The following is a 9,262-nucleotide window of genomic DNA, read 5'->3' on the forward strand; positions in this document are numbered from 1 at the left end:
AATTGACGTAAATCAATTCATTGCCTCTGGCTTTATTTGTTTAAATTGCTTAAATTGGTGCTCGATCAAATACTCGATTTTCTATTAAAGGGTATAATTATTGATGTAAATTCAGAATTCAAATCTGAGTCACGTAAAAGAAGTTTATTGTGTGTGAAGATAGGCGTACTATTATTATAGTAACGTTCGTTCTTTTAATTTTGTTAATTATTTGTTGTTTTGAGGCATTTTTTGCTGGTAGTTAAGAGGCTTTCTAAGTATTAAAAACTGGAAGCTGGGTTGCCGCAAGTCGGTGTCTTCCTGCTAGGAGCAAGGAGTCAAGATGTTTGATATTGTCGAACTGTCACGATTACAGTTTGCCTTAACTGCGATGTATCACTTCCTGTTCGTACCATTAACGCTAGGTATGGCGTTTTTGCTTGCGATCATGGAAACGGTATATGTGCTGTCAGGCAAGCAAATTTATAAAGATATGACTAAGTTCTGGGGTAAGTTATTCGGTATTAACTTTGCTCTGGGTGTTGCAACGGGTTTGACCATGGAGTTCCAATTCGGTACTAACTGGTCTTACTACGCTCATTACGTTGGAGATATCTTCGGTGCACCTCTTGCAATCGAAGGTTTGATGGCGTTCTTCTTAGAGTCTACCTTTGTTGGTTTATTCTTCTTTGGTTGGGATCGTTTAAGCAAAAAACAACACCTTGCTGTAACATGGTTAGTTGCTTTAGGTTCTAACTTCTCTGCTCTGTGGATTTTAGTCGCGAACGGTTGGATGCAAAACCCAATCGCTGCTGATTTCAACTTTGAAACTATGCGTATGGAAATGGTTAGCTTCTCTGAGCTAGTCTTGAACCCAGTTGCACAAGTTAAGTTCGTCCACACAGTTGCTGCGGGTTATTGTACCGGTGCAATGTTTATCTTAGGTATTAGTTCTTACTACCTGCTTAAAGGTCGTGATGTTGCTTTTGCTAAGCGTTCTTTTGCAATTGCAGCAAGTTTTGGTATTGCAGCGGTTCTATCTGTTATCGTTCTTGGTGATGAATCAGGTTACGAAATGGGTGACGTGCAAAAAACTAAACTTGCAGCGGTTGAAGCTGAGTGGGAAACTCATGCTCCTCCTGCCGCGTTTAACTTAATCGCTTGGCCAGATACCGAGAAACAAGAAAATAAATTTGCGATCTCGATTCCTTGGGCGATGGGTATCATTGCAACCCGCTCTGTTGACACACCTGTTTTAGGCCTGAAAGACCTAATGAAACAACACGAAGTTCGCATTCGTAACGGTATGATTGCGTACGGTCAGTTACAAGAACTTCTTGCTGGTAACAAAGATCCTGAATTGCGTGCAGCATTTGAAGCAAGCAAAAAAGATCTTGGGTATGGTCTTCTGTTAAAACAATATGCACCAAATGTTGTTGATGCAACTGAAGCTCAAATCCAAAAAGCAGTGAAAGATAGTATTCCTAACGTTGGGCCTCTGTTCTGGGCATTCCGTATCATGGTTGGTGTTGGCTTCCTGTTACTGTTAATTATCGGCTGGGCATTCCTGTCAGTAGTTCGTAACCGTATTGGTCAAAATAAACTGTTGCTGCGTATTGCACTGCTCGGTATTCCACTACCATGGATTGCAATTGAGTCAGGTTGGTTCGTTGCAGAGTATGGTCGCCAGCCATGGGCAATTGGTGAAGTGTTACCTGTTTCGGTCGCACACTCCAACTTGACGACCCATGACCTGATCTTCTCTATGGTATTGATCTGTGGTCTGTACACACTGTTCTTAATTGCTGAAATGTTCTTAATGTTCAAATTCGCTCGTAAAGGGCCAAGTAGCCTGAAAACCGGTCGTTATCATTTTGAACAGAAAAACACTTCTGCACACGACGTTCAGTAAATAGGAGTCCACTTATGTTTGATTATGAAGTTCTTCGGTTTGTGTGGTGGATCCTTATCGGTGTATTACTGATTGGGTTTGCTGTCACAGATGGCTTTGACATGGGCGTTGGCTTCTTATTACCTATTTTAGGTAAAACAGATACTGAACGCCGTATCATGATTAATGCAGTTGCACCGCACTGGGATGGTAACCAAGTTTGGTTAATCACTGCGGGTGGTGCAATGTTCGCTGCATGGCCACAAGTTTATGCTGCGGCATTCTCTGGTTTCTATGTCGCTATGATTTTGGTATTAGCTGCATTGTTCTTCCGTCCGGTTGGTTTCGACTACCGTTCAAAACTGGAGAACCCAAAATGGCGTAACATGTGGGACTGGGGCCTGTTTATCGGTGGTTTCGTTCCACCATTAGTTATCGGTGTTGCGTTTGGTAACCTGTTATTAGGTGTTCCACTGCAAATCGATAACCAGCAGTACCTGACGTATACTGGTAACCTGTTTGGTCTACTGAACCCATATGGTCTGTTAGCGGGTGTTGTCAGCTTAATGATGATTGTGACGCAAGGTGCAACTTATTTGCAAATGCGTACCACCGGTGAACTGTACTTACGTGTTCGTAAAGCAACATATATCTGTGCATTAGTCACTTTAGTTGCTTTCGCAGGCGCAGGTGTTTGGTTAGTGATGGGTATTGATGGTTATGTTGTTACTTCAACTATCGATACATTGAGCGTATCTAACCCACTAAACAAAACAGTTGCTGTTGAATCAGGTGCTTGGTTAACTAACTTCAACACTTACCCAATCCTGTGGGCGTTGCCTGCTCTGGGTGTAGTACTGCCGTTAGTGACAATGCTGTTTAGTAAAGCAGACAAAAATGGTTTGGCGTTTGTGAGTTCTTCATTAACCATCGCTTGTATCATTTTAACCTGTGGTGTAGCAATGTTCCCATTCATCATGCCTTCAAGCATCATGCCAAACGCAAGTTTGACCATGTGGGATGCAACATCTAGCTTGTTTACACTGCAAGTAATGACTGTTGTTGCTATTATCTTTGTACCAATCGTACTGGCATACACCGCATGGTGTTACTACAAAATGTTCGGTCGTTTGGACAAAAACTTCATCGAAGGCAACAAGCATTCACTGTATTAAGGAGCATAACTATGTGGTATTTCGCCTGGATCCTCGGCACGCTGTTAGCTTGTAGTTTTGCAGTGATTGCAGCATTAGCGTTAGAGCACTCTGAAGACTCTAAAGCCGCTAAAGATGGTGAGTAATAAAAATGCTGGTGGATAAAACCTATCAGCTATTGGATAAGGGGCCGATAAGGGCCCTTATCCTTATTTTAGCTTTAGTTACTGCAGGTGCAGTCATGTGGGATCCAACCCTATTTGCTGCAAAAACCAGTTCATTTCAAATATGGCAAGGGCTGTTATTAATATGGGCAACGTGTACCGCGATGATTTTTGGTGTGGGTTTTAAACCTAAAAAAGTTATCTTTCGTGCAATTTTTCATCCATTGCCTGCTGCCATCATTCTTATTTGGGGACTTTTTCAGGTCTTTAGATAATTCTAATTGCTAATTATGGGTCAATGGACCCATAATTATTTTTGATATCTTTACTTTCAAAGTGATTCCAAACTGGCACTGTCTTGCGTATAGTGGCACCGTTAATTAATTTAACCTAAGACGGAGTGATTGTTATGTTATTTCGCTGGCCTGTTCGCGTGTATTATGAAGATACAGATGCGGGCGGTGTTGTTTATCATGCACGCTATTTAGCCTTTTTTGAGCGAGCAAGAACCGAAATGTTGCGAAATAAAGGTATCAATCAACAAAGTATGCTTGCTGAGAACCTTGGTTTCGTTGTGCGAAGCATGACAATTGATTTTGTCAAAGGGGCGAAGCTGGATGACCTGCTGGAAGTTGAAACACAAATTATTGAAATGAAACGTGCTTCATTAACTTTTCAGCAAAGGTTAGTTGATTCGCAAGGTAACCTGCTTTGTGGGGCAAATGCCCTTATTGCTTGTGTGGACACATCAAAAATGAAGCCAATTGCGCTTCCTAAGTCTATTGTCGCGGAGTTTAAACAGTGACTGACATGAATATCCTGGATTTATTCCTTAAAGCGAGCCTTTTGGTTCAGCTCATTATGTTCGTTTTGATCGGTTTTTCTATCGCATCATGGGCGATCATTATTCAAAGAACGAAAATTTTAAATGCGGCAACTCGTGAGGCTGAAGCATTTGAAGATAAGTTCTGGTCAGGTATTGAGCTATCGCGCTTATATAAAGAAAGCCAAGCTCGCCGTGATGAATTGAGTGGTGCCGAACAAATTTTCCATTCTGGTTTTAAAGAGTTCGTTCGTTTACACCAAGCGAATATTCATGCGCCAGATGCAGTAGTGACGGGAGCTTCCCGTGCAATGCGCATTTCAATGAATCGTGAACTCGAATCAGTTGAAGCACATATCCCATTTTTAGGAACTGTTGGTTCAATTAGCCCATATATTGGTTTATTTGGTACTGTTTGGGGGATTATGCATGCGTTTATTGCCTTGGGAGCAGTAAAACAAGCAACATTACAAATGGTAGCACCGGGTATTGCTGAAGCGCTGATTGCAACCGCAATTGGTTTGTTTGCAGCGATCCCTGCAGTTATGGCATTTAACCGTTTGAACTTACGTGTCAGCAAATTAGAGCAAAACTACGATAACTTTATGGAAGAGTTTTTAGCCATCTTGCATCGTCAAGCCTTCTCTGCTGATAAGAAATAAGACGGGGAGATAAGCGAATGGCGCGCACAAGTCGCAGACGTGAGCTGAAATCCGAAATCAACATTGTTCCATTACTGGACGTATTGTTGGTACTGTTGCTGATATTTATGGCAACAGCACCGATTATTTCTCAAAGTGTGGAAGTTGAATTGCCGGATGCAACAGATACACAAACCGTATCATCAAGTGATAACCCACCGATTATTTTAGAAGTGTCGGGGGTAGGCCAATATAACATGCGCCTTGATGGTGAGGTTTTAGAATTGCTGCCACCAGAGCAAATTGCTGCAGAGGCAAAATCTCAACTAGAGAAAAATCCAAAAGCAGTTTTCTTGATTGGTGGTGCAAAAGAAGTCCCTTATGAAGAAGTGATTAAGGCGCTGAATATATTACACAGCGCAGGGATAAAATCGGTTGGCTTGATGACTCAGCCTATATAGGCTGGGTTATTGTCGTTTGAATAAGTCACAATTCTTTTTTTGGATACCAGAGTGGGAAAGACAAAAGAGAAAAAAGATAACTTAAATCGCTCGTTAGTGATGTCAATCGTATTGCACGTCCTATTGATTGGTTTGATTGTTATAGGCTCTTTAGTTTCCGTCGTCAAACTTGGTGGTGGCGGGGAAGAGGGAACTGTCATCGATGCGGTGATGGTTGACCCTGGCGTGGTTGTTGAGCAGTATGAAGAAATGCAAAGACAGCAAAATAACGTCAGACAAGCGGCAAAAGAGCGCAAAGAGCAAGAACAAAAGCAAGAGGCTGAGCTTAGAGAACAGCAAGAAAAGGAACAAAAGCGTCTTCAGCAGCTTGAAGAAGAGCGTATTAAAACTGAACGCGATACAGCTGAGCAACAAAAGCAAGCTGAGGAACAACAGAAAAAAGCATTAGACGCTGCTAAAAAAGCGAAGGAAGAGCAAAAAATAGCGGAAGAAGCTGCTGCAAAAGCGAAAGCTGAAAAAGAAAAGCTAATTAAAGAGCAAGCGGCTGAGAAGGCGAAGGCCGAGGCACAAGCGCAGAAAGAAGCGGAAGCGGCTAAAGCCAAAGCGGAAAAAGAAGCTAAAGAAAAAGCAGAAAAAGAAGCCAAGGAAAAAGCCGATAAAGAAGCTAAGGTAAAAGCCGAAAAAGAAGCGAAAGCTAAAGCGGATAAAGAAGCTAAAGAGAAAGCCGATAAAGAAGCGAAAGCAAAAGCGGCGAAAGCCAAAGCTGAAGCGGCTAAAAATGCGGCTTCCGTGGATGATTTGCTTGGTGATTTAACGGCATCAGGCCCAAGCAAACAAGGTGGTGAAGCCGCAGCTGGAAAAGGTGGTGGTAAAAAATCGGGCGCTTCCAATGCGGATGTGGACAGCTATGCTGGTAAAGTCAAAGCGGCTATCCAAAGTAAATTTTATGATTCAGATACTTTCCGTGGGCGTACTTGTGAACTTCAATTAAAGCTGGCGCCTGATGGGTTATTGGTGAGTATTACACCAAAAAATAGCCCAGCTAATGACGCGGCACTCTGTGATGCAGCAATCCGAGCAGCAAAACTTGCAACGATGCCTAAACCACCGAGCAGAGAAGTCTATGATACGTTTAATAAAGCGGGTAGCACAGTTGTGTTTAAGCCTTGATTTTCAATAACTCAGAGCAGTCTGTATTGATATTATTAAGGCAATAGCATAAATAGTTTGTGTGGTATCTAGTTTTGTTATTATACCTTTGTTAAAATTCAGCGAATTATTGCGGTAGTAAATAATCCGCAGTAAGGGAGATAAGAATGAAGCAGGCTTTTAAAGTAGTTTTAGGGTTCCTAATGCTATGGGCGACAGTGGCTCAGGCTGAAATACGTATTGAGATCACTGAAGGGGTTAATTCAGCTCAACCTATTGGTGTTGTGCCGTTTAAATGGTCAGGTGCTGGTGCACCACCACAAGAGGTCGGCCAAATAGTCGGCGCTGATTTACGCAATAGCGGGAAATTTAATCCTATCGAGCCAAGCCGCATGCCTCAGCAACCTGGTACAGCTTCTGAAGTGATTCCTGAAGCGTGGACAGCGTTAGGTATTAACGCCGTGGTTGTGGGTCAGGTGCAGCCTGCTGCTGATGGTAGTTTTGTTGTTAGCTATCAGTTAGTTGATGTCGCGGCTAACCCAGGTGCTGTTTTATCTCAAAACCAATATAAAGTAACCAAAGAATGGTTACGTTATGCAGCGCATACTGCAAGTGACGAAGTCTTTGAAAAATTGACGGGTATTCGTGGCGCATTCCGTACGCGTATTGCTTATATTGTTGTTAACAAAGGCGGTCAGTATCCATATGAATTACGAGTTTCTGATTATGACGGTTTTAACCAATTTACGGTTCACCGTTCACCAGAACCTCTGATGTCGCCAGCTTGGTCACCAGATGGTGAAAAACTGGCATACGTGACTTTTGAAAGCGGTAGTTCAGCACTTGTCATTCAAACGTTATCAACAGGAGCAGTTCGTCAGGTCGCATCTTTCCCACGTCATAATGGGGCACCTGCATTCTCTCCAGATGGCACAAAATTGGCATTTGCACTGTCTAAAACAGGCAGCCTGAATTTATATGTTATGGACTTAGCGAGTGGGCAAATTCGCCAGGTGACCGATGGCCGTAGTAACAATACGGAACCAAGCTGGATGCCTGATAGCCAAACTTTAGTCTATACTTCAGATCAGGCGGGACGTCCGCAGATTTATAAAATGAATATTAATGGTGGCAGCCCTGAACGTGTGTCTTGGGAAGGAACACAAAATCAGGACGCTGATGTTAGCCCGGATGGTACTTTCTTAGTGATGGTCAGCTCCGGCGGCGGTCAGCAACATGTCGCCAAACAAGATCTGGCAACGAACAACGTTGAGTTTTTAACGAAAACGTTCCTAGATGAAACGCCGAGTATCGCACCTAACGGCACTATGGTAATTTATAGCTCCTCTCAAGGCTTGGGGACTATATTGCAGCTAGTTTCGACCGACGGGCGTTTCAAAGCGCGTCTTCCGGCTACCGATGGACAGGTTAAATTCCCTGCCTGGTCGCCGTATCTGTGATGCATAATAATAATGTGTGGCAAAAAATATTAAGGATCAAAACGATGCAACTGAATAAAGTGCTTAAAGGGCTGATGATCGCGTTACCAATCATGGCAGTCGCAGCTTGTAGCTCTAACAAAAACAATGACCAAGATGGCGTAGATACTTCTACTAACCAAACTAACACTGGTCTGTCTGCGGAAGAGCTGGCACGTCAGCAAATGGAACAGCTGCAACAAAACAACACTGTTTACTTTGGCTTTGACAAATACAACGTATCTCCAGAATACGCTGAAATGTTAGATGCACACGCAGCATTCCTGCGTAGCAACCCATCTGTACGTGTTGTTGTTGAAGGTCATGCGGATGAGCGTGGTACTCCAGAATACAACATCGCGCTGGGCGAGCGTCGTGCTAATGCAGTTAAAATGTACCTGCAAAGCAAAGGTGTTTCTGGTGACCAAGTTTCACTGGTTTCTTACGGTAAAGAAAAACCAGCTGTGTTAGGTCACACTGAAGCAGACTACGCGAAAAACCGTCGTGCAGTCATTGCATACTAATAGATAAGCGAAATTATCTATTATGAACAGTAACTTCAGACACTTACTAGTCGGTCTGTCGTTATTGGTTGGCGTAGCGGCCCCTTGGGCCGCTATTGCCCAAGCGCCAATCAACAATGTCGGATCTGGTTCAACAACAGACCGCCTTACTCAACTTGAGACAGCAGTTAGCTCTCAAGGTCAAATCATGTATCAAATCCAGCAACAACTCGCTGACAACCAACGCGACATCGACATGTTACGTGGTCAGATTCAAGAAAGTGAATACAAATTGAATCAAGTTATTGAGCGCCAGAAAGATTTATACATGCAATTAGACAATGCAGGCGGTGGAAACTCAGCAACTTCAGGTGATACAACAACACCTGACACTAGTGCATCAAACACATCATCTTCCTCAACGGCACCTACGGCAGCTGCTAATACAGGTGGAAATGAGAAAGATGATTACAATGCTGCAGTTAAATTAGCGATGGAAAGCAAATCCAAAGCTCAAATTGATCAGGCAATAGGGGCATTACAAGGCTTTGTTAAAGCCTACCCTAAGTCTGGGTATCAATCTAACGCCAATTATTGGTTGGGGCAGTTAAACTACAATAAAGGTAGCAAAGACGATGCTGCTTTTTATTTCGCGACTGTAGTTAAGCAATATCCTAAATCCCAAAAAAGCAGCGAAGCCTTATATAAAGTTGGGCTGATCATGCAAGATAAGGGACAAAAAGATAAAGCAAAAGCTGTTTACCAACAGGTGCTGAAACAATATCCAAACAGTGCTGGTTCAAAATTAGCCGAAAAAAAGCTGAGTACACTTTAATTTATAACCCCGAAGCCATATTACCGAATATTTCGGGGTTATCAGTATGATAAGTGTGCATTTAATCTTTTTTTGCAAAAAAATCATTGCACCCTCGTCAGAAATCAGTAATATAAGCCGCCGTTGATGCGAGAATACGGTTAGCCAAAAATCTCGAAAGACAAAAAGAAATTTAGTTTTAGAT

The 9,262-nt window shown here is 42.7% G+C and carries 11 protein-coding genes; all 11 read left to right on the forward strand.

The window, feature by feature from the left end; all coding sequences use genetic code 11:
• Positions 1 to 322: 322 nt before the first annotated feature.
• The 11 genes from cydA (at position 323) to cpoB (ending at position 9,078) form a co-directional block, all read left to right on the forward strand.
• Positions 323 to 1,891, forward strand: coding sequence for a cytochrome ubiquinol oxidase subunit I (gene cydA / locus PSF28_RS19290; RefSeq protein ID WP_004256799.1), 1,569 nt, complete (start codon positions 323 to 325; stop codon positions 1,889 to 1,891).
• Positions 1,892 to 1,905: 14 nt separating this feature from the next.
• Positions 1,906 to 3,045 carry a cytochrome d ubiquinol oxidase subunit II gene (cydB, locus tag PSF28_RS19295; protein ID WP_210837825.1) on the forward strand — a complete coding sequence of 380 codons (1,140 nt, stop codon included), beginning with the start codon at positions 1,906 to 1,908 and terminating at the stop codon, positions 3,043 to 3,045.
• A gap of 11 nt (positions 3,046 to 3,056) precedes the next feature.
• On the forward strand, positions 3,057 to 3,170 hold the full coding sequence (gene cydX / locus PSF28_RS19300) for a cytochrome bd-I oxidase subunit CydX (protein WP_004909083.1): 114 nt from the start codon (positions 3,057 to 3,059) through the stop codon (positions 3,168 to 3,170).
• Positions 3,171 to 3,175: 5 nt separating this feature from the next.
• The gene (gene ybgE, locus PSF28_RS19305) at positions 3,176 to 3,463 is read left to right on the forward strand and encodes a cyd operon protein YbgE (RefSeq protein ID WP_004256791.1); all 288 of its coding nucleotides are present in this window, start codon (positions 3,176 to 3,178) and stop codon (positions 3,461 to 3,463) included.
• A gap of 134 nt (positions 3,464 to 3,597) precedes the next feature.
• A complete protein-coding gene (gene ybgC / locus PSF28_RS19310; RefSeq protein ID WP_004256789.1) occupies positions 3,598 to 3,993 on the forward strand; it encodes a tol-pal system-associated acyl-CoA thioesterase in 396 nt (131 codons plus the stop codon).
• A complete protein-coding gene (gene tolQ, locus PSF28_RS19315) occupies positions 3,990 to 4,673 on the forward strand; it encodes a Tol-Pal system protein TolQ (RefSeq protein ID WP_004256787.1) in 684 nt (227 codons plus the stop codon). The genes ybgC and tolQ overlap by 4 nt, the downstream gene beginning before the upstream one ends.
• A 17-nt stretch (positions 4,674 to 4,690) precedes the next feature.
• On the forward strand, positions 4,691 to 5,113 hold the full coding sequence (gene tolR / locus PSF28_RS19320) for a colicin uptake protein TolR (RefSeq protein WP_102138335.1): 423 nt from the start codon (positions 4,691 to 4,693) through the stop codon (positions 5,111 to 5,113).
• Positions 5,114 to 5,164: 51 nt separating this feature from the next.
• Positions 5,165 to 6,283, forward strand: coding sequence for a cell envelope integrity protein TolA (gene tolA, locus PSF28_RS19325; protein ID WP_198641779.1), 1,119 nt, complete (start codon positions 5,165 to 5,167; stop codon positions 6,281 to 6,283).
• A 146-nt stretch (positions 6,284 to 6,429) separates the two neighbouring features.
• Positions 6,430 to 7,722, forward strand: a complete 1,293-nt coding sequence (tolB, locus tag PSF28_RS19330; RefSeq protein WP_004256782.1) for a Tol-Pal system beta propeller repeat protein TolB — start codon at positions 6,430 to 6,432, stop codon at positions 7,720 to 7,722.
• 44 nt (positions 7,723 to 7,766) lie between these two features.
• Complete coding sequence (pal, locus tag PSF28_RS19335) at positions 7,767 to 8,264, forward strand: peptidoglycan-associated lipoprotein Pal (protein ID WP_004909091.1); 498 nt, start codon at positions 7,767 to 7,769, stop codon at positions 8,262 to 8,264.
• Between the two features lie 22 nt (positions 8,265 to 8,286).
• Positions 8,287 to 9,078: a cell division protein CpoB gene (gene cpoB, locus PSF28_RS19340; RefSeq protein ID WP_210837823.1), complete on the forward strand. Its 792-nt coding sequence runs from the start codon at positions 8,287 to 8,289 to the stop codon at positions 9,076 to 9,078.
• The last annotated feature ends 184 nt before the right edge of the window (positions 9,079 to 9,262 follow it).

It is taken from the genome of Providencia sp. PROV130 (assembly GCF_028482225.1).
Lineage (GTDB): Bacteria > Pseudomonadota > Gammaproteobacteria > Enterobacterales > Enterobacteriaceae > Providencia > Providencia rettgeri.

Excerpts from the sequence above, each read along its gene's own strand:
- cydA (WP_004256799.1), top strand. The coding sequence starts at position 323 with ATGTTTGATATTGTCGAACTGTCACGATTACAGTTTGCCTTAACTGCG.
- cydB (WP_210837825.1), top strand. The coding sequence starts at position 1,906 with ATGTTTGATTATGAAGTTCTTCGGTTTGTGTGGTGGATCCTTATCGGT.
- cydX (WP_004909083.1), top strand. The coding sequence starts at position 3,057 with ATGTGGTATTTCGCCTGGATCCTCGGCACGCTGTTAGCTTGTAGTTTT.
- ybgE (WP_004256791.1), top strand. The coding sequence starts at position 3,176 with ATGCTGGTGGATAAAACCTATCAGCTATTGGATAAGGGGCCGATAAGG.
- ybgC (WP_004256789.1), top strand. The coding sequence starts at position 3,598 with ATGTTATTTCGCTGGCCTGTTCGCGTGTATTATGAAGATACAGATGCG.
- tolR (WP_102138335.1), top strand. The coding sequence starts at position 4,691 with ATGGCGCGCACAAGTCGCAGACGTGAGCTGAAATCCGAAATCAACATT.
- tolB (WP_004256782.1), top strand. The coding sequence starts at position 6,430 with ATGAAGCAGGCTTTTAAAGTAGTTTTAGGGTTCCTAATGCTATGGGCG.
- pal (WP_004909091.1), top strand. The coding sequence starts at position 7,767 with ATGCAACTGAATAAAGTGCTTAAAGGGCTGATGATCGCGTTACCAATC.
- cpoB (WP_210837823.1), top strand. The coding sequence starts at position 8,287 with ATGAACAGTAACTTCAGACACTTACTAGTCGGTCTGTCGTTATTGGTT.